The following is a 23,326-nucleotide window of genomic DNA, read 5'->3' on the forward strand; positions in this document are numbered from 1 at the left end:
GTCGACCTCTTACGGCGCGATGATGGGCGTGGCGGCCAGATCGGAATCTTTCACTTCGGTACCAACAAATTCGGTCCCGTGCTCGAACCAGCTGCGCGGCGCAGCAGCCCCCCAAAGGGTTTGGCGCTGCGGATCCGTAAGGTCCCACTTGATCGGTTCAAGATCCGGATCAACGGTCTGATAGTCCGAGCAGTAGATCTCGATCCGGTGACCGTCGGGGTCTAGAATGTAAAGGAAAAAGGCGTTCGAAATACCGTGCCGACCGGGACCGCGTTCGATGTTGTCGACGTATCCGGTGGTCGACATCAGATCGAGAAGGTCGATGATGTTAAGCGGTGTCGGAACCCAGAACGCCACATGGTGCATCCGCGGACCTTTGCCGTTTGTGAACGCCATGTCATGCACGCCACCCTTGCGGTGCATCCAGGCCGCCCACAGGCGCTTGCTCTCTTCATCCTCGGTGTATTCCGTCACCCGGAAGCCAAAGTCGCTGTAAAAGGCAACGCTGTCGTCAACATTGGACGAGAAGCAGTTGAAATGATCGATCCGCAGAGGTTTGACCCCGCGATAGAGCGCGTATTTCTGATGGATCGGCTCCAGCCGGTCCATCTTGTGATAGAACTCCAGTGGGATGCCCATGTTGTCCGAGGTCAGCAAAGTGCGGCCTTGATAGGGGCGCTCGACCCAGGATGTCGGGCGTCCCTTGGATTTGAAGTACGCCTCGGCCTTGTCCAGATCGTCCTCGTCAAAGGTCTTGAAGCCCATCACCTCGACCGTGCCGGGTTGGTCCGATTTCTGTAGGATCACACAGTGGTGGCCGCGTTCTTCCATCGCGCGCAAATAGACATGGCTGTCGCTTTCATCCGAAACCTGAAGGCCCAGGATATCGGTGTAGAACTTGCGCGAGGCCGCCAGATCACTGACGTTCAGACACACATGGCTCAGCCGGATGGTGTTGAAATCGGGATAGAGGTTGGGTGCGGGGATGGGCATCGAAGCCTCCTGTTAGACGGGAAAAAGTACGTTGGTTTGGCCGGTGCCCGAACTGGGGAAATACTCGGTCACGACTTCACATTTCTTGTCGTAGCTATCCCAGCCAAGCGCGCCATACAGCATCGCCGTGTCATGCATGGACCCTTCGCCACAGCAGAAGGTGGCATAGTCGCCCAGCATCTTGAGAAAGGTGGCGTGATCGCCGTTCTTCCACATCTCGAGCACGTGCAAGTCCATCTGCCGATTGAACTCGGAACTGATGGTGAAGGTGCCATTGTTGGCGGCGTAATCCTTGTTGGGCCAAATCTTGTGGCTGAGCGACCCGGACGCCACGAGCAATACCTTTTCGTCGCTCGCCTCGATCGCTTCGCGGATGGCTTCGCCCACCACGCGGCTTTCATCGTGATCATGAACGGTGGCCCAGGCGGCGATTGATACGACTTTCATCTCATGTTCGCGGCTCATGAAGCGCATTGGAACAAGTGTACCGTATTCCAGCTCTAGACTGTCCAGATGATGGCACAATGTATAGGCACCCTTGTCGGATGCGGCCTTGGCTATGGCGTCACCCAATTCCGGGTTACCGTCATAGGCGTAGGGCAGGTCCTGAATGAACTGCGGGAATTCGTTCGAGGTGAACAGCCCCTCGAACCGCGCATTGGCGTTGATGTGGAAGCCTGCGTTGATCACCCAATGTGTGTCGCAGATCACCACCGTCGTCGCGCCCAATTCCTTGGCACGTCGTGCGATTTCGCGATGACCGTCAATGGCGGCTTGCCGCTTTCCTTTCACGGGGCCTTCCTGCTCGGACATGAGCATTGTGGGCACGTGGGTCATCTTGGCGGCGAGAACAATCTCTCCCATGGTCTCCTCCTGGAGTTTGAGTGGGTTCGCGCGATTTTGGGGGCTCAACTTTTGCCAAGCTGCATGATCTTGTGCTGGCCGGTGGCAAAGCCGATGTGCTTTTGCTCCATGTAGAACTCGAACGACCAATCCCCGCCGTCGCGGCCAATGCCGCTGGCCTTGGCGCCGCCGAAAGGTGTCGGCAGGTGGCGGACGTTTTCCGAGTTCACCCAGATCATCCCGGCTTCCATCCGCTCGGTCATCCACAAGGCGCGGGTCAGGTCGTTGGTCCAAACATATCCGGTCAGCCCGTATTCTGTGTCATTGGCGATGCTCAATGCTTCTTCCTCGGTCGAGAAAGGGATTGAGGTCAGGACGGGGCCAAAAATTTCCTCGCGGGCGATGCGCATGTCGTTGTTGGCGTTGGTGAACAGGGTGGGGCGGATGAAATAGCCTTCATCACCTATCTTCTCGCCACCGGCAGCCACGGTTGCGCCATCGGTCTTTGCGATGTCGAAATAGCTGGTGACCTTGTTGTAGTGCTCCTCGGTCACAAGCGGGCCGATCTCGGTCGCAGGGTCCAGCGGGTGGCCGACCTTGATGGTATTGACGCGGTCGATCAACTTGGCTTCGAACTCTTCTTTGATGGTGTCTTGCACCAGCAGGCGCGAGGACGAAGTGCAGCGCTCGCCATTGATAGAATAGATCATGAAGATCACGGCATCCAAGGCACGATCCAGATCCGCATCATCAAAGACGATCACGGGGTTCTTGCCACCAAGTTCCAGGTGATTGCGCTTGTGCGTGTCCGCACCCTGTTTGACGATCTTGCTACCAGTTGCGCTTTCACCGACAAAGGCGATGGCTTTGATCTTGGGGTGTTCACATAGCGCCTTGCCCGCATCGGGGCCAAAGCCGTTCACGGTGTTCAGCACGCCCTTGGGCAAACCGGCTTCTTCGGCGATCTCTACCAACAGGCGGGCTGTCAGCGGGCTGTCTTCGGCGGGTTTGTGAACCACGGTGCAGCCGGCCGCCAAGGCGGGTGCGATCTTCCAGGTGGACAGCATGAACGGCGTGTTCCACGGGGTGATCACACCAACTGGCCCCAGGGGCACACGAGTGGTGATGTTCATCAGAGTGGGCGATTTCAGGTGCTGACCATCGCGCGCCTGCACGACCTGATCGGCAAAGAACCGAAAATTCTCAGCCCCGCGTAGGGCAGCCTTGGACATGAACCGCCAAGTTTGGCCGGTGTCCCAGCATTCGCACAGCGCAACTTCTTCAGCGCGAGCCTCGATTGCTTCGGCAACGTTGAGCAGGATGCGCCGGCGTTCGGTTGCGGGCATGTCGCGCCAGGCTGGAAAGGCATCATGCGCGGCCTGCGCGGCGGTGTCGATGTCGGCGGCCGTGCCATGAGCCACGTAGCAGATCACCGACTTGTCGACGGGTGATGTGGTTTGAAACACGCCACCCGATCCGTCACGATCCTCGCCCGCGATGCGGTTCTTGATGCCCGAGGCTTTGAAACGCGCCAGGTGACCGGCCAGTTTTTCGATGTTGGTGTCCAAGGCGCTCATGGCTCAGCTCTCCTGTTTGGTCGCGGTCAGATGGTCCCGGATGGTCCCGGTCTTGGGCGACAGGTCGGGGTCGATGTCGCGCATCTCAAGCGAGAGCGCGATGGAATGTTGGGCAAAGGCCGGTTCGAGATAGGTCTTTGCCGCTTCAAAAATCCGTTGTGTTGCGTCGCGTTTTACATCGTCGGGACGGCCCGCGCGCAGACGGATCGAGATGTCGATGAAACCATGCACCGGGTTGCCATCGGCAATTGCATAGTGATCGACGCGCGTGGCCCGGACGCGGATGCCGGGCATGGGGAAGGTGTCGATCGCTGCCGCCGTGGCCCGGATGCATTCGCACAGGCCATCCATGTCGACGAGGTCCGCAAGATTGCCGGAATATTCGACGTGGAAATGGGGCATGGATCCTCCTTCAGTTAGTAAACATGTTTAGTAATCTACGAGTCACCTGTCAAGTATTTGCTTTGTTAATCTTTGCAATTTTCCAGTCTGCGTTCTAGAAGGCAATCATGACGCAAGAAAGCCAAACAAAAAGCACCTCGCGTGCACTGCCAATTGCACTGCTCAGGGCCCGGGAAACCGTGATGGCCCCCATCCGGGACATGTTGCAGGACATCCATTTGACGGAACAGAAATGGCGTATCTTGCGCGTTCTGCACGAGATGGGCGAGGTGGAGCAGAGTACAATTTCGAAAGAGGCTTGCCTGCTGCTCCCCAGCCTTACTCGTATTCTGCGCACGATGGAGGCGGATGGCCAGATCACGCGCCGTCAGGACACCGACGACAAGCGTCGGACCAAGGTCAAGATCACCGATGCCGGACGACAGATCCTAGAGGCGAACCTGGGCACATCGCTGGCAATCTACACCACCATCGAAGAGCAGATGGGACAGGACAAACTGGACCAGCTGCTGGACCTTCTGGAAGAATTGCAGGCGGTCAAAGTCTGACCCCGTCGATAGACGACAGGGCCAGAAGGCGATCAAACCGCGGACAACCCGTTGTCGAGCGCTGACAGGATCTTGTTCACATCGTCAGTTGTGATGATCAGCGGCGGCGACAGGATGATATTGTTGCCGGACACTCGGGCCATGACGCCATCCTCATAGGCCGCTTTTTGCACCTGCAGAGGCAAGTGCTTGGCGACGGGCGTCTTGGTGTCGCGGTCCGAGACCAGCTCAAGCGCACACATCAGGCCCTCGCCCCCGCGCACATCACCCACAACATCGTGCTTTTCCTTCAGCATCTGAAGGCCCGCAAAAAGCTCATCCCCGCGCGCGGCTGCATTTTCCCAGACGCGCAGGCGTTTGATCTCTGACAGCGCGGCCAGGGCTGCTGCCGCTCCAACCGGGTGGCCGGAATAGGTATAGCCCTGATCGACCGAAGCCTTGCCAGTGGTGTCGCTTTCGAACACCTCGGCCACGGCACCCGAAATCATCGCAGCGCCAAAGGGGAAGTATCCATTGGTGATCGCCTTGGCAGTTGTCATGATGTCGGGCTGCACGCCCCAATGCCGCGCACCGCTTTCGCTGCCGGTGCGGCCAAAGGCGGTGATGATCTCGTCCGAGATCAGAAGGATGCCGTGCTTGGAGCACAGCTCGCGCACCATGGGCATGAAGCTTTTGTGCGGTGGGATCACGCCGCCGGCGCCCAAGACGGGTTCCATGATGAAGGCGGCGACGGTGCCTGGGCCCTGAAACGCAATCTCGGCCTCCAGCGCTTTGACACACAGCTGCGCCAGGCGTTCGGGATCGGTCTCATCAAATGGGTTGCGATAGGTCCAGGGGGCGGGCACGTGAAAACAGCCGGGCATCATGGGCTCATAGATGGCACGGAACTTTTGGTTGCCGTTGACCGACGCGGCGGCAAAATGGGTGCCGTGGTAACCCTGTTTCAGGCTGATGAACTTGGTGCGCCCCTCTTCCCCGCGCACCTTGTGATACTGACGCGCCATCTTGAGCGCGATTTCAACCGAATCCGAGCCGCCCGAGGTAAAGAACGCGCGTGTCAGCCCGTCAGCCTCAAAGAACTGGGCCAACTCGTAAGACAGCTCAATTGCCTTGTCGTTCGATGTGCCCCGGAAGGTCGAATAATAAGGCAGGGCGTTCAGCTGGTCGGAAATGGCCTGTTTCACCGGATCGCAGGAATAGCCCAGGTTCACGTTCCAAAGTCCCCCCACGGCGTCCAACGCCCGGTGGCCATCCACGTCGACGATGTGAACCCCCTCGCCGCCGGTCAGGATGGTGGGCGGGTTCTTTTGACTGTCAGCAGGGTGCGCCATTGGGTGCCAAAAATAACGGGCGTTGTTTTCCTTCAGAAAGTTGGAATCTTTCATGTCAGATCTCTCCTCGGACGTGTTGCGGTCGACGGCATGCTCCGTCGGCTAGGGGTGAAATTCGGGTGGAAAAGCTTCAGGCACCTGACCGCCAAAGATGGCGGTCAAGTCCTTGGCCAAGGTGTGCAGGGCGGTCAGTATGACGGGTACGCGGTCGTCTGAGGCGCGATTCTCTGGCATGGCAAAGGCCACTGTGCCGATGGCCACGCGGTCAATCCCAAAGATCGGCGCGGCAAAGCCGTGAACACCCAGTTCGTAACTGCCATTGCTGCTTGACCATCCCCGATTACGGATCGTTTCGATCTGCGCGCGGATCTGGTCCGGATCGGTCAGTGTTTCCTTGGTAAAGTCCTGTAGCGCGCCTTTGTTCACCTGATTCAGCAGAGCAGGCGGGCCATAACACAGCATACTCAAACCGGATGCGGTGGCGTTGAGTGGCATGACCTCGGTCGGATCTAGGCTGACGCGCACGGTGTGCTTGGTGGTTTCCACCACCAGCGCGGTTTGCAGAATGTCCTTTTCCAGAAATGACAGATGCAGGCTCTCGCCAACCTCTTGCATGGCGGTCTGCATTCTCAGGCGCGCGGCATCCAAGCGGGGATTCGCGGCTTCGCGCAGCGCGGCCAGGCGGATCGCGGCGGGCCCGATCGCGTAGTATCTGGTCTGGGGATTCTGTTCGATCAGGCCAAATTCCTCAAGCGAACGCAGGTGCCGCAAGACGGTTGCTTTGTTCGCTCCGGCCAAACGCGCCAGCTGACTCAGCCCAATCTCGGGTCGAGATGCGGAAAAAAAGTCTAGCAATTTTAGCGCGTTAAGGGCCGTTCCCATTCGAATTCTCTCCTTTGCTCACGTTATTCTTGACAGAATGCGGTTAACAACGCAACATTATATTTGTTAACGCGGTTCAAATAATGAACCAACTTTGGGAGGTGTCAATGAAGAAAATTCTCGCAGCTGCGGCTTTTGCAGCATCCGCAACCGCCGCTCTGGCCGAGTATCCCGAAAAGCCTGTAACCTTTGTGGTTCCATGGCCTCCGGGTGACCTGGAAGACGTGCTGACCCGCATGATCGCGGATGAGTTTCAGTCGATGTATGGCGTGCCTGCCGCGGTGGTGAACAAGCCCGGCGGTGGCGGTGGCCCATTCCCTGGCGCAGTCGAAGTCGCCACTGCTCCGGGCGACGGCTATACCGTTGGCTCGTTCGTGATCGGCGTTCCGGTCATCGGACCCGAGATCGGCATTCCCGAGCTCAACCCCAACCCGTTTGATCCGATCGGGATCTTTCTGACCTATCCGTTTGTGATCGCGTCCAGCAAAAGCGCACCCTATTCGAACTGGGAAGAACTGGCGGCGCACGGCAAAGACAACGATCTGGCGCTTGGTCACTTTGGCTCGGTCCTGCCGCCCACTCAGGTGACATTCGCTGCTGCGGTTGGCAGTGGTTTTGACTTTGCCAGCGAAGCGGCCTTTGACGCGCTGGATTGTAACACTCTGGCGTCGGGCGATGTGGATGTGATCAACACCACTCTGCAACTGATCCTGCCGTGCCTGGACGACGTGAATGTTCTGGCCAGCATCGGTGGCGAGCGCATCTCGTTGATCCCCGACACACCGACCGTGGTCGAGATCAACCCCGATTTGCCATTGGCCCTGTGGAACGGCTTGTTCGTGCACAAGGACACCCCGGCTGATGCGCGCGAAAAGATCAGTGCTGCTGCTCAGAAGGCGTTGTCGTCGGACAAGGCAAAGGAACTGGCGAAGGAGACCGGCGCACTGGTCTATTGGCAGGATCCGGATGCCTCAAACGCACAGATCGAGCAGGACAAAGCGTCCTTTGCGAAAATTGCCGAAATCCTGGGCGAGTAATTTCTGATGGGGCGAGGGTCATGGACCTGCGCCCCGTTTCAATAAAGGAGGGGACGGGATGATCGCAAAAACGCTTCAGGACATGTTCCGACGGTACCGCCGACCTGGCGACATCGTCTTTGCCGTCATCTTTTTGGCCCTTGCCCTGTTCCTGCTTAGCCAGCTGGGGACGGAAACCAAGGTGGTGAAACGCACCAAATGGTTTGCCCAACCCGCGCTGTGGCCCACTGTGGCGATCTGGGGCATGGTCATCTTCAGCGCTTTGCATCTGCTGAGTTCGTTTCTATCCCCCCGCATTCCGGGTCGTTGGAAAGAGGTCGGGTTCTGGCTGCTCTCTTTGGAATACGTGGCCTATTTCCTGATCTACGTGGTTGCAGTGCCTTGGCTGGGCTACCTGCCGTCAACGATCCTGTTTGTTGTGTTCTTGAGCATCAGAACGGGGTTTCGCTCGGCTGGCGTTCTAAGCCTTTCAGTTGTCTTCGCTATTGTTGTGGCCGTGCTGTTCCGGGCGCTGCTTCAGGTCAACATCCCGGCGGGACGAATTTATGAGCAGTTGCCGGATTCAATCCGCGTCTTTGCCCTGACTTACCTGTGAGGCTTTCATGGACAACCTGATCTCCGGTTTTGCGATCCTGGCCCAATGGCAAGTGGTTGTTGCCCTGATCATCGGATCAGTGGGCGGCGTGATCATCGGTGCCTTGCCCGGCGTCGGCGCAGCCGTCGCTATCGCCATCCTGCTGCCGGCCACCTTTGCCTTTGAGCCTATCGTTGGGCTGACGCTGTTGTTGGGCATCTACGGCTCATCCATGTACGGCGGTGCGATCCCTGCCATTCTGATCAACACCCCCGGTACAGCCGTCAACGCGCTGACCACCTATGACGGGTACCCGATGACCAAACGGGGAGAGGGGCATCGGGCGTTGTCGCTGGCTTATTCAGCGTCCTTCTTTGGCGGGATTTTCTCGATCCTTTGCCTGATCATCCTGTCGCCGGTTCTGGCCTGGGTTGCCCCGCATTTCGGCAGCCGCGAGATTTTCCTGGCCGCCTTCATGGGCATCCTGTTGGTGGTTCTGGCGCATCGCGGACAGACGTTTTCGGCGGCGATGCTGGCAAGTTTCGGCATCTTTTTGAACACCGTCGGACTGGAGCCGGTCAAGTACACCAAGCGCTTCACCTTTGATCAAAGCTGGCTGTCGTCCGGCATCAACCTGATCGTGGTGGTTCTTGGCCTTTTTGCGATCAGCCAAGCGCTCTTGCTGTTGGTTGACCGCGACCATGCCCCCGGCGAGGCACATGTGAAGGGCAATATCTTTGCAGGCCTCAAAGAACTGTTGGGCCTGAAGCGCATCGCAACAGTGTCGTCGTCTTTGGGCGTGTTGATGGGCATGGTTCCGGGCACGGGCGAGTTCACGTCGCAATTCCTGTCCTACACCTATGCGCAGAAGACGTCGAAAGACCCCGATAAGTTCGGCGATGGGTCGCCCGAAGGGCTTGTTGCGTCCGAGGCGGCCAACAACGCCGTTCCGGGTGCCGCGATGATCCCGCTCTTGGCGCTTGGCATTCCGGGCGAGGCGCTGACCGCGATGATGCTGTCGGTGTTTTACGTCCACAACGTGATCCCCGGTCCGCAGCTTTTTGCTGATCAGATGGATTTCGTGATGGCACTGTATATGGCGTTGATCCTGCTGAATGTGATCGTGCTGGTGTTCCTGCTGTTCTCGACCAACTTGCTGTTGAAGATCATCCAGATCCCGACGCGGTTCTTGGGTGTGATGATCCTGACCCTGTCGTTTGTTGGCGTGTTCAGCCTGCGCAACTCGGTCACCGACTGCGCCATTGCGGCGGGGTTCGGGGTGTTCGGATTGATTCTGAAACGCCTGAACCTGCCGATCGTACCAATCATCCTGGGGATGGTTCTGGGTGGGATCATGGAGGTCAAGCTGCGCAGCGCCATGGCACGGGTCAAATCCCCACTTGATTTCATCGACAGGCCAATCGCCGCGATCCTGTTTGTGATGATCTTGCTGATCATCGCACTGCACATCCGCACGCTGGTGCAGGAACACCGCGATCGCCTGAAGCCACAGCCCACGGGCGACGAAGACACGACACAACAAGGATAATCCTATGGATCAACCTTCGATTGATGCGCTGCGGGCGCAGGCCGTTGCCCCGCGCGGTCACTTTATCAACGGCGCATACCATTTCGGTGAAACGGGTGCGCAGATGGAGGTATTGTCCCCCATCGATGGCCAGCCGCTGACCCAGATTGCGGATGGCATTGCGGCAGATGTGGATGCAGCCGTTCGCGCGGCTCGGGTGGCATTTGAGGATGGCCGCTGGTCGCGCATGTCCCCTTCGACGCGCAAGAACGTGCTGTTGAAGCTGGCCGACCTGATCGAGGGCCGCGCGCTGGAGCTGGCCGTTCTGGGTGTCCGAGACAATGGGACCGAAATCAACATGGCGCTGAAGGCCGAAGCCTATTCGGCAGCCGCCACGTTCCGCTATTACGCCGAGGCTATCGACAAACTCTATGGTCAAGTGGCGCCCACGAGCGAGGATGTTTTGGGCCTGATCCACCACGCGCCAGTGGGGGTGGTGGGCGCAATCGTGCCGTGGAACTTCCCGTTGATGATCGGCAGCTGGAAGATCGCGCCCGCGCTCGCCATGGGCAATTCGGTGGTGTTGAAACCGTCCGAGACCGCCTCGCTCAGCTTGCTGAAGATCGCCGAACTGGCGGCCGAAGCAGGTGTGCCCGATGGCGTGTTCAATGTGATCACGGGCAAAGGTGCCATGGTGGGCGAGGCGTTGGCGCTGTCGATGGATGTGGACATCATGGTCTTCACCGGATCGGGCGGGACAGGGCGGCGATTGTTGGAGTATTCCGCGCGGTCGAACTTGAAACGCTGCTATCTGGAACTGGGCGGCAAATCCGCCAACATCGTCTTTTCGGACGCACCTGATCTGGCCGAGGCGGCCAAGGTTTCGGCGGCGGGTATCTTCCGCAACTCGGGCCAGGTATGTGTCGCGGGTTCCCGGCTGCTGGTGCAAGAGGACATCTACGAAGACTTCGTCACCGAGATCACCCGCCATGCGCAAGCCTTCCGCGTCGGTGATCCGTTGGACCTGAACAGCCAGATTGGCGCGGTTCACAGCCTGCCCGAATTGGAGGCGAACTTGCGTTTTGTCACCCAGGCCGAAGCTGAAGGGGCCGAGCGTCGTACCGGCGGCGACCGCATTCTGACAGACACCGGCGGCTATTACATGGCACCCACGGTGATGGCGGGTGTCAAGGAAACCGATACGCTGTTCCAGAACGAGGTCTTTGGCCCGGTTCTGGCTGTCACCCCCTTCAAAGATGAGGCTGAGGCGATCCGGCTGGCCAACGCCACTGTCTATGGTTTGGCGGGGGGTGTCTGGACCGCAAACCTCAGCCGCGCACATCGCATGATCGCTGGTATTCGTGCGGGGGTGGTTCATGTGAACACCTATGGCGGCGCGGACCTGACAGTGCCTTTGGGCGGGGTTGGTCAGTCGGGCAACGGACACGACAAATCGCTGCATGCGTTGGAGAAATACACCAATCTCAAAACTGCATGGATCAAACTGTGATCAAGGGATGAACCGATGAGCCTGCCTGCAAAATCCGCCGAGTTGATCGAAAGTCGCGCCCGCCTTTTGGGGCCAAACGTATCGACCTTTTACGACGAACCGCTGCATTTGGTCCGCGGCGAAGGCGTCTGGCTGTGGGATGCGGATGGGCACAAATATCTGGATTGCTACAACAACGTGCCCCATGTGGGCCATTGCAATCCGCGCGTGGTCGAGGCGATCTGCCGTCAGGCGGCAACGCTGAACACCCACACGCGGTATCTGCACGATGGCATTCTGGAATACGTCGAAAAGCTGACGGGCACGATGGACGCGGCACTCGATACCGCAATCCTGACCTGTACCGGGTCCGAAGCGAACGATATCGCTCTGCGGATGGCCGAAGGGATAACCGGCAAACGTGGCATCATTGCCACCGATGCGACTTATCACGGTAACACGTCTTTGGTGAGTCAACTGAGCCGCTCGAACGTGCCAACAGTGGGCTTTGGGCTGGATCAATTCTTTCGCTTTGTTGACGCACCCGACAGCTATCGAAATCCGGACCCGGACGGGACCAGGTTTGCTGAAACGGTCGCAGAGCAGATCCAAGCGCATAAGGCATCAGGCGTTGGCTTTGCCGCATTGATCATCTGTCCCTATTTCCTGAACGAAGGGTTTCCAAATCACCCTGATGGTTGGCTCAAACCCGTGGCCGAGGTTGTGCGCAAGGCGGGCGGGCTACTGATTTGTGACGAGGTGCAATCTGGCTTTGGCCGCACCGGCACCCATCTGTGGGCACATCAGAAAATGGGGGTGGTTCCGGATATCATGACCCTTGGCAAACCCATGGGCAACGGCCATCCGGTGGGCGGTGTTGTGACCCGCTCCGAAATCTTGGCAACCTTTCGCAAAGGGTATCGTTATTTCAACACCTTCGGCGGCAACCCGGTGTCCTGCGCTGCAGCCATGGCCGTGTTGGAGGAGATCGAGGACAAAAAACTGCTCGCCAACGCCGAGACGGTTGGCGAACACGCCCGCCAGCGTTTGGGTCAACTCGCGGAGAAGCACGAGGTGATTGGCGATGTGCGCGGCTCGGGCCTGATATTCGGTGCCGAGATGGTGACGGACCGAAACAGCAAAGACCCCGCCAGCGATTTAACCGACAGGGTAATCAATGCACTCAGGCACCGGGGCATTATTCTGTCCAAGCTGGGGCGCCACAAAAACGCACTCAAGATCCGCCCGCCAATGCCGTTTTCCATCGAAAACGCAGACCTGTTGATCGACACGCTGGACGACGTTCTGGCTGAAACGCCGCTGCATCGATGAGCGCGGTGGTTCAACAGGCGCTAAAGCTGTGGGGGCTTGAAGCTGCAACGGTGTCATTGATCGCCACGCGCGAGAACCATGTCTACCGCGTAAACCGTGAGGGCGAGACTTACGCCCTGCGTCTGCACCGGCAAGGCCTGCATTCGAACGCAGCGCTGCAATCGGAACTCCAGTGGCTCGCCGCTATCGGGGCAGGGGGTGTCGGCGTACCATCACCGATTGCTGCCAAAGATGGACGGTTCTTACAGACCATCGACGGGGTGCAGGTCGACGTTTTGACCTGGCTTTCGGGTCGCCCGCTTGGGGCCACGACCCAAGGTATCGATCATCCGGATCGAACAAGCGTGTTTCGTGCGCTCGGGCAGGAAATGGCGCGATTGCACACGGTGAGTGATGCCTGGACCCCTTCGGCAGACTTTGCGCGCTGGTCCTGGGATCGGGCTGGGCTTTTGGGCGATGCTCCGCTGTGGGATCGGTTTTGGGAGAACCCCAGCCTGAACGTGACAGATCGCGCACTGTTCGCCAATTTCCGGTTTACTGCCAATCGCGATCTGGAACGGCTCGAAACAACGTTGGATTACGGATTGATCCACGCCGATCTGGTTCGTGAGAACGTTATGGTTGATGGCGATCATGTGCGGTTCATCGACTTTGACGATGCCGGTTTCGGCTTCCGCCTTTTTGACGTTGCGACCGCATTGATCAAGAACCTGGATGAGCCGGATTATCCCGACCTCAAGGCGGCACTGCTCGCGGGTTATCGCGCCGAGCGGCCCTTAGACCCGAGTCTGCTTGATCTGTTCATGGCGTTGCGTGCGGCCACCTATGTAGGGTGGATCATATCGCGTCTGGACGAGGAGGGCGGACATGCCCGCAACACAAGATTTATCAAGACGGCCAGGACCGTTCTGACCAAATATCTGAACCGGTCGACCCAAAGCGGAGGATAAGATGACACCCAAGACAATCTTGCTGATCGGCACCTACGATACCAAAGAGCCAGAAATGCGGTTCATCGAACAGGCGGTGCAGGAACAGGGCGCCAATGTCCTGACCATGGATGTGTCCGTTCTGGGCGACCCGCAAACGCCCACGGATATCTCAAAACATGATGTCGCCGCTGCGGGCGGCATGACGATTGATGAGGTCATCGCACTTGGCGACGAGAACAAGGCCTTTCGTGTGATGTCAGCCGGCGCCGCCAAGGTTGTGGCGCAGGCGCACGCTGACGGTCGGTTCGATGGGATGTTGGCAACTGGGGGCACAATGGGCACTGATCTGGCTCTGGATTGTGCGCAAGCGCTGCCAATGGGCGTGCCGAAATACATCGTCTCAACCGTCAGCTTTTCTCCTTTGATCCCGCCCCACCGCCTGGCACCGGACATTCAGATGATCCTGTGGGCCGGCGGGCTTTATGGGATGAACTCGATCTGCAAGTCGTCTCTGACGCAAGCTGCGGGTGCTGTTGTGGGTGCCACCAAAGCCGCCATCGCACCCGACCGCAGCAAGCCCTTGATCGGGATGACCAGCCTCGGCTCGTCCTGCCTGCGTTACATGAAGACCCTTAAACCTGCGTTGGAGGAGCGTGGGTTCGAAGTGGCCGTGTTCCATTCGACGGGTATGGGAGGAATGGCCTTTGAGAAACTGGCGGGGGAAGGGTCATTTGCCTGCGTCATGGACTTCTGCATGCAGGAATTCAGCAATCTGATGGCGGGATCTGTTGTTTCCAGCGGCGAGGATCGGGTGACAAATGCAGGCCGTTCGGGAACACCGCAAATGGTGGCGCCCGGAGCCTTGGACCTGTTGGATTTTGCTGGCTGGCAGGAGATTCCCGAGGCTTACGCCGATCGCCCCTTCCACGAACACAACCGCCTGATCAAAAGCTCGGTTTTTAACGGTGAAGAACGGCGCGCCTGGATCCGTGAATTGGCAAATAGACTTGAGGCCGCAACCGGCCCGGTTCACTTTTTCCTGCCCGTCCAAGGTGTCGAAGCCTGGGACAAGGAAGGCGAAGAAGCCCATGCGCCCGAAGCATTGGCCGACATGGTTGATGAAGCACGTAACACTATGCCCGGGCGAGTGCCCATGACCGAGATCGATGCTCATATCAATGATGAGAAGTTTTGTGAGGACGTGCTGGCCCACTTTGACGCCTGGGTTCAAGACGGAACGATCAAAACGTGAAAGGTCTTGGATCCTGCGATGCTCGGTGAGCCCCTCACAGATCTGCAGGATCTTTGTTCTCCGCTTTGAGGATTTCCACTGAATTGGCGCCAAGAGATGGCGCGCCGCAACTTGGTGCATGGCTTTGCGCGTGATTGATGCGAAAGGGCAAAGTCGGCACCGTCAATTCTTCTGAGACGTCATGGAGAAAGCTGCGCGCTGCCACTTGCGGCCTTTCCACGCTGTTCTGGTTCGATCCTGGTCGTTAGAAAATCGACAATGGTCGACGTCATCAGCGTCAGTCCGGTTTCCAGCATCGACACATCGGTAAAGCTGCCCTTGCCGGTTTTTACACGTTGATACAATGCGGTACTGCGCGCAAAAGAACAGAACCGCCGGGGTTTCGATTGCGCCGGTGCTGTCAGGACGCACGGGCCATTCCCCAAAAGTCAGCGCCAGGGTTAATGCGTGTTGCGGTCGTTCCCTAGTCGCGGTCCACTTCTTTCAACCCTTCGATCTGCAGATCAAATCCAGCCTGAATGTGGGAAGTGAATGTTTCAAGCGCTTCGGTGACATCCCCGGTCGCGATGGCATCGACGAGCGTCAAGTGGTCACCCAAAGACATTGTGATGTCCACATTTTCGATGGCGGAAAACAGGTGAAACGCCATCGCCTTGCCCCAGATCATGTCGAACATGTCCAACAAGAACTTGTTGCCCGCTTCGACCATAAAGGCGCGGTGAATACGTCGGTTCGCGACAAAGTAGTCACGGGTGGTGGGGTTTGTCAGATTCTCTTCGCGGCGAATGAGGTCTCGCAGGCCATCAAGCACTTCGCGCTCAGCGTGAACCGCAAGAATACGCGCGGCTTGCCCTTCGATTGCAGCGCGGGCTTGATAGAGTTGACGAACCTCGGCCTGGTCCATACGGGCCAGTCGAAAACCACCGCTTGCGGCAACTTCCAGAACGCCTTCGGTTTCCAACCGCATCAGGGCTTCGCGCACAGGCGTTCGGCTGATGTTCAATTCAGCGGCCAGCTTTTCCTGCACCAGCCGATCTTCGGCCGAGATGTCACGGCTCATGATCGCTTCGACCAGTTGGTCATAGACTTCATCGGCCAGCCGTCTGCGTTGTGTTTTGATCTGTTTCAGAGCCACTCGGAGCCTCTCTTTCGGTGTTTTATGAATTCTGTATTCAAAAAAGCAGCGGGTGCCAAGGCGAATGGGCTTGCTATTGGCCGTGTACTGTATACAGTATACAGATGTGATTGAAAAGGGAGCTCTTCATGTGTGGAATCGCTGGACGGATTCTGGCAGCGCCCGGGCGCGTTGGGGCCGACTTGGTGGACCTGATGGATGCACAGGAACATCGAGGCGCGGACAGCACCGGGTTTGCAATATACGGATTGCCGCGAGAGACGGGATACGTCCTGCGGGGCATGGGTTTTGACAAATCCCGGCAAGGCGCTGATCTGGATGCCTTTGAAGCGGTCTTGAAGGAACACGGCGCCGACTTCCTGTCTGATCCGAAAATCCTGACGGACGAGAACCGGCACTATTGCTTTCGTATGGAAATCTCGGACCCGACCGATCTGCAAGCCTGGGTGCGGGATGCGGATGAGTTGACGGATCGCATCGAGATTCAATCCTGCGGCCGTAGCCTAGAGATCATCAAGGACATCGGCGGAGCCGAAGGCGTATCCGAGAAACATGGCGTTCGCGACATGATCGGCACACATGGGCTGGGCCACGCAAGACTGGCGACCGAAAGCTCAGTTTTGCCAAATGCGTCACACCCGTTTTGGGCGCGGCCCTTTTCGGACGTGGCAATCGTGCACAACGGCCAGATCACCGACTACTTCACCTGGCGCGATAAGCTGACCCGGATGGGCTATCGCTTTTTGACCGAAAACGACAGCGAGTTGATTGCTGTTTGGGTCAGCGACCAGATGAAAGCAGGTCTGACGATGGAGCAGGCTTTGAAGAAGTCGATTACCTCAATTGACGGGGTGTTCACCTACATGATCGCAACACCAGGCGGGATCGGGTTTGCCAAGGATCGGTTCGCCATGAAGCCGCTGGTGGTGGTCAATCGCAACGGCGATCTGGCAGCCGCAACCGAAGAACAGGCTGTGCGCCGGGTGATGACCGAAGAATGTGACGTGATCAACTATGACGGCCCCTCGCTGACCGGCATCTGGGGCGTCGGAAATCGGAGTCTGGCGGCATGAGCAACGCGGCAAGACAGACAGATGAAATCGTCATCGAGGTTGGCCAGCGGCATATTCGCGAAGTGAACCAGGATATCATGGCGGCCTGCGCCACGGGGCGACCAATACGCGTGGTGAATACGTTGTCACGGCACAATCTGGGCGTGGGACTGCCCGACAACGTGGACATAACCTTTGAAGGCTCGGTCGGATACTACTGCGGTGGGCTGAACACCGGCGCCAATATCACAATCGAACGCAACTGCGGTTGGGCTGCGGGCGAGGGGATGGCCAAGGGACACATCACCATTGGCGGCTATGCCGGCATGTCCTGCGGCGCTGCGATGATCGGCGGTACGATCCACGTCAAAGGCGATGCGGGCCCGCGCGTCGGCGTCGCGATGAAGGGCGGCAACATCGTGGTCGAAGGCAAGATCGGCTATCAGTCCGGCTTCATGGCGCATGCCGGACGGATCATTGCGCTTGGCGGGGCAGGTGAATCCTGTGCAGACGCCTTGTGGCAAGGCGAGGTCTGGGTTGCCGGTGGAATCGACAGCCTTGGTGTGGACGTCGACGTGATCGAACCCACGCCGGAAGAGGTGGCCGAGGTCGATGCGATCCTTGATCCTCTGGGGCTGGTCGACAGCTCTCGTAACTGGCGCAAATTGGTGTCTGGCCAGCGCCTTTGGTATTTTGAAAGCAGGGACGCAAGCGCATGGCTCATGATCTGAGTAAACCCTATGACTATCCGTTCGATGTCGCCTCCGAGGATGAAATCCGGTTCCGCGACGCGGGTGCCGTCGATGGTCGTCCGGCGGGCGTGCCATCCTCATATGACGAAGGCGGGTCGACCAGATGGACACCCGAGGCGATCTCGGAAGTGCACGCGTTGGCCCAGCTTGGGCGTTACCAGGTTCGCGGTTACAACACGTTCAACAAGCAGATGCCGACCTTTGATGATCTGACGTTTGTTCCGGCAACGATGACTCGTCTGCCGTTGGAGGGGTATCGCGAGAGCTGCGATACAACCACCGTTCTGGGTGGCGGACGCGGATTGGTCGAGCGTCCGCTGGAATTGAAAATCCCGATCTACATCGCATCGATGTCATTTGGCGCGCTATCGGCTTCGGCAAAAGCGTCACTGGGCTATGGGGCCTCGAAAGTGGGCACCATGACCTGCACGGGCGAAGGCGGCATGCTGGAAGAGGAGCGCGAAGCCTCCCAACGGTTGCTCTATCAGATGTCGCCTGCCCGTTATGGCGTGGATCTGGATCACCTGCGCCGCGCGGACGCGCTGGAGATCGTCGTGGGGCAGGGGGCCAAACCCGGCACGGGCGGTCTGCTGCTTGGCATGAAGGTGAGCCCGCGCGTCAGTGAAATGCGAACCTTGCCCGAGGGGGTCGATCAACGTTCGACCATCCGGCACCCAGATTTCCTGGGCGCGGATGATCTGGCGGTCAAGATCGAGGAGCTGAGGATTGCGACGAACTACCAGGTGCCGATCTTCATCAAAATGGGCGCAACTCGGCCACGGTTCGACGTAGCGGTTGCCGCAAAGGCGGGCGCGGACGTAGTTGTTGTAGATGGGGCTGAGGGCGGAACCGGAGCTTCGCCGGAACTGCTTCTGAACCACACGGGCATTCCGACCATGAGCGCCATTCGCGCAGCGCGAGAGGCGTTGGACGAATGCGGGATGAGCGGTAAGGTGTCTCTTGTCGCGGCGGGCGGTATCCGCTCGGGCGTGGATGCTGCCAAGTGCCTGGCGCTTGGGGCGGACGCGGTGATGATTGGTAACGCGGCAATGGTTGCATTGGGATGCAACAGCCCACGGTACCTGGAGGATTATCAGGCCTTAGGCACCTCGCCAGGCGCTTGCCACCACTGCCACACGGGTCGCTGCCCAGTTGGGGTTGCCACACAAGACCCAGATCTTGAAGCGCGGATGAACCCGAATGCTGGCGCCGAACGGGTTGCCCGATATCTGACTGCGATGACGATGGAGATCACGGCACTGGCCAAGGCCTGCGGCAAATCCTCGGTCCACAACTTGGAAACCGAAGATCTGCGCGCGCTGAGCTTTCAGGCGTCGGCCTTTACCGGCGTCAAGATGGCCGGCATCGACAGGGCCTATGACTGGTGAGGATTGCAGTTCTCGAATTGACGGGGCATCCGCTACCGCTGCTCGAGGGGCTGCCGCGCACATCGCGGCAGATCCGCGACTGGCTGGCACCGCATTTGCCCGAAGCTGAATTTACTTCGGTCGATGTTGTGGACGGCGCGCCGTTGCCCGCGTTCTCGGATTTTGACGGGGTCGTGGTCGGAGGGTCCGAATTCGGGGTCTACGACAACACAGAGTGGATGCAGCCCCTCCGTGATTTTCTGGAAGGATGTCGCGCGCAAGCCAAGCCTGTTTTCGGCATCTGCTTTGGTCATCAGATCATGGCTGATGTCTATGGCGGCAAGGCCGAGAAGGCCGAGGTGGGCAACATTGTCGGCGCCCGTGGGTTCGACTATGACGGAACCCGTGTGGATGGCTATGTCTGGCACCAGGATCAGGTCACATGCGTTCCACCCTCTGCCCGTGTCACAGGTGCTGCCGACCACTGTCCCGTTGGGGCGCTGGACTATGCCTTCCCGGCACGGTCGGTGCAGTTTCATCCTGAATATCAGGCGCACCATTTGCGCGACCTGTTCGCGCGGGGACGCGACATTTTCCTTACGGGGCAGGAGGCAGACGATGGGCTGGCCTCACTTGAGAGCTCCCGCGTGCCGCAGGACCTGGCTGCCGCGCAAGCCGTGGAGCTATTTCGCGGTACTTTCACCCAAAAATGAGATCCTGAACCCCTGTTTGATCCTGATCAAACCCGGCTTTGACACGATGTGTATACTGAATACACAACGTGGAGGAGGCCGCGAGATGTCGGGATACGCAGATTTCTTTCAGAAAATGGTACGCGTCATCAGTGCGCCGCATAATGAACACCTGAGTGGCCGAGAGCTTTCGGATCTTGGGCTCTCGCGTGCGGATTTGGCGATGCTTCGATCCGGTGCACCGCAGGCCCGCGAACGCATAGTTGCGATGGCCGAACAATTCGGACTAACCGAAGCGGATCTGAATGCGCATTCGGGGCTCGGGTTAGAACTGGCAGAAAAATGCGGACATTGCCTGCAGGCCGAAACCTGCCGCGACGCCATTCGCGCAGGCGCGGCTTTGCCACAGACCAAATGCCCCAATGCCGACATTTACCGCGTCTTGGCCCAGGGTTAGCGACCGCTAGGGCTTTCCTTTGGACTCAGCTTTTTTCGGCCAGAGACTTTGAACCGATCGGCGGTGCCAAAGTCCTTGAGACCGACACCTGCCGCAAATTCCGCAAACACCGGAGCGTGTTTGAAAAGATGGCCCGAGCATCCACCGGCAAACAGCACGTTTTCATGCTCTGGATGCCAGTCGACAATGAAATGCGTGTCCGGGGTCAGGATGATCTGGTTGAACTTGGAATCCACAACGCGCTGCCCCTCAAGCCCCGGAAGCCGGTGCCGGATATAGCTTCGGGTGCGGCCCAGTGTTTCCTGGCGGATCAGCCGTTCGTCATTGTCCAGATCGATCTTGTCGGGGATCACAACGGCCGCCTTGACACCCGACCCTTCGGACGATGGCAGACCAAACGACCCCTGTCCGTGATCAATCCAGCAGGGCATGCGGGTCATGTCGAACTCTTCGGACCCGTCGGGTGTCGAGGTATAGAGGACATTGACGCCCACAACTGTAGAGATTGGCTTGATCGTTCTTGGGAACATGTCGGCCATCCAAGGGCCGGTTGCGATGACGATCAAATCCGCCTCTAGCGGGTTGCCGTCCATCATTGGGCGCTCTGACCCGTCGGTGGTGACGCGACCGCGTTGCACCTTGCCGCCAGCCTGTCGGAACAGGCTCAGCCCGGTCAGCACACAACGATGCGCCATCAGCATGCCGGCCTCGGGTTCGAACAGGGCGTATTCGATGTCGGGTACGCAAAACTGGGGAAACCGCGATTCGATGTCTTGTTGACCAAACTTGTAGTAGGGCACGCCAACGCGATCAAAAGTCTCGGCGGTGGCGTCTTCCCAGTCGCTGTGGCCGCCCGCCGCCAGAATCAATGCGCCGCATTCATACATCAGGTTCTGCCCGCTTTCGGCCTGCAGCTCGAGCCAGCGCAGGCGGCTCTCGCGCGCCCACCGTGTATAGAACTCGTCACGTCCGGAAATCGCGCGGATCACCCGGTTGTAATCTGTTGAAGATGCACGGGAATGTCCGGGTTCCCACCTGTCTATCAGCGTCACGGACTCGCCGCGCCGTTGCAGTGTAAGCGCCGTCATGACGCCAACAATGCCACCTCCGACAACGATAACCGAGCTTTTGGACATGGCGCAGATTTTCCTTGTTTCCTGTCTGTCTTTGTGAATACTGTATACAGAATACAGCAAATATAAAGCCAAAAACAGGGAGCGCACGCAAATGAGTTCGGGGTTTGATCTGCCCGAGGGCACACATACCGTCATACTTGGTGTTGGGGACCTCAACGGCATCATGCGCGGCAAACGCATTCCGGCCAGCCACTGGGATCACGTCTGCAAGAGCGGCAATGCACTGTCGATTGCGCTTATGGCGATCGATATGACCTGCGATGTCTGGGACACACCATATGTCAATTTCGACAATGGCTACCCTGACATGCATCTCTTTCCGATGACCCAGCCGGTCGCCGTTCCCTGGGAACCCGGCGTGGCGGTTTGCTTTGGCCGTGCCGAGGGTATGGATCACAAACCTGTGCCCATCGATCCGCGTCAGGCGTTGGTGCGGCAAATGGATCGCGCCCGCGACATGGGCTTTGAGGTGAATGTCGGCACCGAGCTGGAGTTCTATCTGCTGGACCCGGAAACCGGTCAGCCGCGCGACAGCGGCATTCAGGTCTATGGCCTGGGTCGCGCCGCCCGGATGGAACATATCGTCGGCCCGATCCGTCAGCAGATCAACGAATGCGGCATTCCTATCGAACAATCGAACCCGGAATACGCGGCAGGTCAGGTTGAGGTGAACATCAAATACGGCGAGGCTCTGCAGGCAGCGGACCGAGTTGTGCTGTTCAAATCATTGATCCGCCAGTTGGGCATTGCGCACGGCTATCTTGCGACCTTCATGCCAAAGCCCTTCTTTGATCAGTCGGGCAACGGGTTTCACACGCATTATTCGCTGTGGAAGGATGGCAAAAACGTTTTTGCCGACAACGGCAAGATCAATGACATCGGCAAATCCTTTATTGCCGGCTTGCAGCAGCGCATGTGCGAAACGGCGATCTGTGGCAGCGGCACGGTCAATGGCTATCGTCGACGGCAGCCCTATACCTTCTGCCCGATCAACACGAGCTGGGGGTATGACAACCGCACCGTTGGCATTCGGGTAATCGAAGGGGCCGACAGTGCCGTGCGCGTTGAAAAACGCGATGCCGGGGCGGACGCCAACCCCTATCTGCTGTTGGCGGCCGAAATTGCAGCCGGGCTGGATGGGATCGAACAGGGGCTGACCCCCTCTGACCCCACAACTGGCAACGGATACGAGGAAGGCATCGGCGATCCCATCCCGACCGACCTTCCCACGGCCATCGAACTTGCGCGCGGATCGGACTGGCTGCGTGATGTTCTGGGTGAAATGCTCTGGGAACTGGTTCTGCAACAAGGCGAACGCGAGTTGGAGTTCTTTAACCAACAAGTCACCCAGGTCGAACTGGACCGCTATCTGAGGACCTTCTGATGCAGTTGGGCAAGGTCGCTGGTACCGTCACGGCAACGGCCAAGGATTCCAGGTTGGTCGGAACAAAGCTCCTTTTGACGGACCTGGTTGATGGCAAAGGCAGCGTGCTCGACCCTGCCCGTATCGCGGTCGATACCTGCGGCGCAGGGGTCGGAGACATGGTGATGGTTGTCAGCGGCTCAGCGGCTCGGATGGCGGCGGGTTTGTCTACGACACCCGTGGATCTGGCCATCATTGCGATTGTCGACCGCGTCTCGACGTCCTGAAACACGACACACACAAAACACTTATCTTCGGAGGAATAGAAAATGGCGAAACCAGTGGCAGGGCAGATGGCCCTGGGCATGATCGAAACGCGTGGCCTTGTCGGCGCGATCGAGGCGGCGGATGCGATGGTCAAGGCGGCCAGCGTGGTGATCGTTGGCCAGACCAAAGCAGGCGGCGGGTTGGTGACCACCCTTGTGCGCGGCGAAGTCGGCGCGGTCAAGGCCGCAACAGATGCGGGCGCAACGGCAGCCAACAAAGTGGGCGAAGTGGTTTCGGTCCATGTGATCGCACGGCCGCATGACGAGCTTGAAGCCATCATCGACGGGCTGGGTGCCGGATCGTCGGCCTGATCCGACCCCCTTTG

The 23,326-nt window shown here is 58.6% G+C and carries 25 protein-coding genes; 16 read left to right on the top strand and 9 right to left on the bottom strand.

The features are described from left to right. Positions 1 to 9: 9 nt before the first annotated feature. The 4 genes from hpaD (TRM7615_RS22050) to TRM7615_RS22065 are packed head-to-tail and all read right to left on the bottom strand — an operon-like array spanning position 10 to position 3,815. Positions 10 to 993, bottom strand: a complete 984-nt coding sequence (gene hpaD / locus TRM7615_RS22050) for a 3,4-dihydroxyphenylacetate 2,3-dioxygenase (RefSeq protein WP_108791814.1) — start codon at positions 991 to 993, stop codon at positions 10 to 12. Between the two features lie 12 nt (positions 994 to 1,005). Continuing rightward, complete coding sequence (hpaD, locus tag TRM7615_RS22055; protein ID WP_108791816.1) at positions 1,006 to 1,857, bottom strand: 3,4-dihydroxyphenylacetate 2,3-dioxygenase; 852 nt, start codon at positions 1,855 to 1,857, stop codon at positions 1,006 to 1,008. Between the two features lie 44 nt (positions 1,858 to 1,901). Further along, the gene (hpaE, locus tag TRM7615_RS22060; RefSeq protein WP_108791818.1) at positions 1,902 to 3,413 is read right to left on the bottom strand and encodes a 5-carboxymethyl-2-hydroxymuconate semialdehyde dehydrogenase; all 1,512 of its coding nucleotides are present in this window, start codon (positions 3,411 to 3,413) and stop codon (positions 1,902 to 1,904) included. A gap of 3 nt (positions 3,414 to 3,416) precedes the next feature. Continuing rightward, the gene (locus TRM7615_RS22065; RefSeq protein WP_108791820.1) at positions 3,417 to 3,815 is read right to left on the bottom strand and encodes a 5-carboxymethyl-2-hydroxymuconate Delta-isomerase; all 399 of its coding nucleotides are present in this window, start codon (positions 3,813 to 3,815) and stop codon (positions 3,417 to 3,419) included. Between the two features lie 107 nt (positions 3,816 to 3,922). Between TRM7615_RS22065 and hpaR the strand changes: the two genes are divergently transcribed. Next, positions 3,923 to 4,363: a homoprotocatechuate degradation operon regulator HpaR gene (gene hpaR, locus TRM7615_RS22070; protein ID WP_108791822.1), complete on the top strand. Its 441-nt coding sequence runs from the start codon at positions 3,923 to 3,925 to the stop codon at positions 4,361 to 4,363. Between the two features lie 32 nt (positions 4,364 to 4,395). On the opposite strand, the gene TRM7615_RS22075 is transcribed toward hpaR, so the two are convergent. After that, positions 4,396 to 5,748 (bottom strand): aminotransferase class III-fold pyridoxal phosphate-dependent enzyme, encoded by a 1,353-nt coding sequence (locus tag TRM7615_RS22075; protein ID WP_108791824.1) that lies wholly within the window; start codon positions 5,746 to 5,748, stop codon positions 4,396 to 4,398. 48 nt (positions 5,749 to 5,796) lie between these two features. After that, positions 5,797 to 6,576: an IclR family transcriptional regulator gene (locus TRM7615_RS22080; RefSeq protein WP_108791826.1), complete on the bottom strand. Its 780-nt coding sequence runs from the start codon at positions 6,574 to 6,576 to the stop codon at positions 5,797 to 5,799. Between the two features lie 107 nt (positions 6,577 to 6,683). On the opposite strand from TRM7615_RS22080, the gene TRM7615_RS22085 reads away from it, so the two are divergent. The 7 genes from TRM7615_RS22085 to TRM7615_RS22115 are packed head-to-tail and all read left to right on the top strand — an operon-like array spanning position 6,684 to position 14,720. Then, on the top strand, positions 6,684 to 7,613 hold the full coding sequence (locus TRM7615_RS22085; RefSeq protein WP_085797979.1) for a tripartite tricarboxylate transporter substrate binding protein: 930 nt from the start codon (positions 6,684 to 6,686) through the stop codon (positions 7,611 to 7,613). Positions 7,614 to 7,671: 58 nt separating this feature from the next. Next, the gene (locus TRM7615_RS22090; protein WP_108791828.1) at positions 7,672 to 8,208 is read left to right on the top strand and encodes a tripartite tricarboxylate transporter TctB family protein; all 537 of its coding nucleotides are present in this window, start codon (positions 7,672 to 7,674) and stop codon (positions 8,206 to 8,208) included. 7 nt (positions 8,209 to 8,215) lie between these two features. Further along, positions 8,216 to 9,736, top strand: a complete 1,521-nt coding sequence (locus TRM7615_RS22095; protein ID WP_108791830.1) for a tripartite tricarboxylate transporter permease — start codon at positions 8,216 to 8,218, stop codon at positions 9,734 to 9,736. Positions 9,737 to 9,740: 4 nt separating this feature from the next. Further along, a complete protein-coding gene (locus TRM7615_RS22100; RefSeq protein ID WP_108791832.1) occupies positions 9,741 to 11,225 on the top strand; it encodes an aldehyde dehydrogenase family protein in 1,485 nt (494 codons plus the stop codon). Positions 11,226 to 11,240: 15 nt separating this feature from the next. Further along, a complete protein-coding gene (locus TRM7615_RS22105; RefSeq protein ID WP_108791834.1) occupies positions 11,241 to 12,536 on the top strand; it encodes an aspartate aminotransferase family protein in 1,296 nt (431 codons plus the stop codon). Next, positions 12,533 to 13,486, top strand: a complete 954-nt coding sequence (locus TRM7615_RS22110; protein ID WP_108791836.1) for a phosphotransferase enzyme family protein — start codon at positions 12,533 to 12,535, stop codon at positions 13,484 to 13,486. The genes TRM7615_RS22105 and TRM7615_RS22110 overlap by 4 nt, the downstream gene beginning before the upstream one ends. Before the next feature lies 1 nt (position 13,487). Then, positions 13,488 to 14,720 (top strand): Tm-1-like ATP-binding domain-containing protein, encoded by a 1,233-nt coding sequence (locus TRM7615_RS22115; protein ID WP_108791838.1) that lies wholly within the window; start codon positions 13,488 to 13,490, stop codon positions 14,718 to 14,720. Between the two features lie 179 nt (positions 14,721 to 14,899). Here TRM7615_RS22115 and TRM7615_RS22120 read toward each other — a convergent pair whose 3' ends face one another. Together TRM7615_RS22120 and TRM7615_RS22125 are read right to left on the bottom strand one after the other, a co-directional pair. Then, the gene (locus TRM7615_RS22120; protein WP_108791840.1) at positions 14,900 to 15,145 is read right to left on the bottom strand and encodes a CoA transferase; all 246 of its coding nucleotides are present in this window, start codon (positions 15,143 to 15,145) and stop codon (positions 14,900 to 14,902) included. A 38-nt stretch (positions 15,146 to 15,183) separates the two neighbouring features. Further along, positions 15,184 to 15,855 (bottom strand): GntR family transcriptional regulator, encoded by a 672-nt coding sequence (locus TRM7615_RS22125; RefSeq protein WP_108791842.1) that lies wholly within the window; start codon positions 15,853 to 15,855, stop codon positions 15,184 to 15,186. 128 nt (positions 15,856 to 15,983) lie between these two features. On the opposite strand from TRM7615_RS22125, the gene TRM7615_RS22130 reads away from it, so the two are divergent. The 5 genes from TRM7615_RS22130 (at position 15,984) to TRM7615_RS22150 (ending at position 20,175) form a co-directional block, all read left to right on the top strand. After that, positions 15,984 to 16,928 (top strand): class II glutamine amidotransferase domain-containing protein, encoded by a 945-nt coding sequence (locus TRM7615_RS22130; RefSeq protein WP_108791844.1) that lies wholly within the window; start codon positions 15,984 to 15,986, stop codon positions 16,926 to 16,928. Then, positions 16,925 to 17,638: a GltB/FmdC/FwdC-like GXGXG domain-containing protein gene (locus TRM7615_RS22135; RefSeq protein ID WP_108791941.1), complete on the top strand. Its 714-nt coding sequence runs from the start codon at positions 16,925 to 16,927 to the stop codon at positions 17,636 to 17,638. Before TRM7615_RS22130 ends, TRM7615_RS22135 begins: the two co-directional genes overlap by 4 nt. After that, positions 17,623 to 19,047 carry an FMN-binding glutamate synthase family protein gene (locus tag TRM7615_RS22140; RefSeq protein ID WP_108791846.1) on the top strand — a complete coding sequence of 475 codons (1,425 nt, stop codon included), beginning with the start codon at positions 17,623 to 17,625 and terminating at the stop codon, positions 19,045 to 19,047. Before TRM7615_RS22135 ends, TRM7615_RS22140 begins: the two co-directional genes overlap by 16 nt. Next, a complete protein-coding gene (locus tag TRM7615_RS22145) occupies positions 19,044 to 19,739 on the top strand; it encodes a type 1 glutamine amidotransferase (RefSeq protein WP_165821495.1) in 696 nt (231 codons plus the stop codon). Before TRM7615_RS22140 ends, TRM7615_RS22145 begins: the two co-directional genes overlap by 4 nt. 85 nt (positions 19,740 to 19,824) lie before the next feature. Further along, positions 19,825 to 20,175, top strand: coding sequence for a hypothetical protein (locus TRM7615_RS22150; RefSeq protein WP_108791850.1), 351 nt, complete (start codon positions 19,825 to 19,827; stop codon positions 20,173 to 20,175). Here the strand turns inward: TRM7615_RS22150 and TRM7615_RS22155 are convergent. Beyond that, positions 20,172 to 21,311, bottom strand: coding sequence for an FAD-dependent oxidoreductase (locus TRM7615_RS22155; protein ID WP_165821496.1), 1,140 nt, complete (start codon positions 21,309 to 21,311; stop codon positions 20,172 to 20,174). The genes TRM7615_RS22150 and TRM7615_RS22155 overlap by 4 nt on opposite strands. Before the next feature lie 91 nt (positions 21,312 to 21,402). On the opposite strand from TRM7615_RS22155, the gene TRM7615_RS22160 reads away from it, so the two are divergent. The 3 genes from TRM7615_RS22160 to TRM7615_RS22170 are packed head-to-tail and all read left to right on the top strand — an operon-like array spanning position 21,403 to position 23,312. After that, entirely contained in the window at positions 21,403 to 22,695 is a 1,293-nt protein-coding gene (locus tag TRM7615_RS22160) for a glutamine synthetase family protein (RefSeq protein ID WP_108791853.1), read from the top strand. After that, positions 22,695 to 22,961, top strand: coding sequence for a EutN/CcmL family microcompartment protein (locus tag TRM7615_RS22165; protein ID WP_108791855.1), 267 nt, complete (start codon positions 22,695 to 22,697; stop codon positions 22,959 to 22,961). The genes TRM7615_RS22160 and TRM7615_RS22165 overlap by 1 nt, the downstream gene beginning before the upstream one ends. A 42-nt stretch (positions 22,962 to 23,003) precedes the next feature. Then, a complete protein-coding gene (locus tag TRM7615_RS22170; protein ID WP_108791857.1) occupies positions 23,004 to 23,312 on the top strand; it encodes a BMC domain-containing protein in 309 nt (102 codons plus the stop codon). Positions 23,313 to 23,326: the final 14 nt, after the last annotated feature.

Source organism: Falsiruegeria mediterranea M17, from assembly GCF_900302455.1.
Classification (GTDB): Bacteria; Pseudomonadota; Alphaproteobacteria; order Rhodobacterales; family Rhodobacteraceae; genus Falsiruegeria; species Falsiruegeria mediterranea.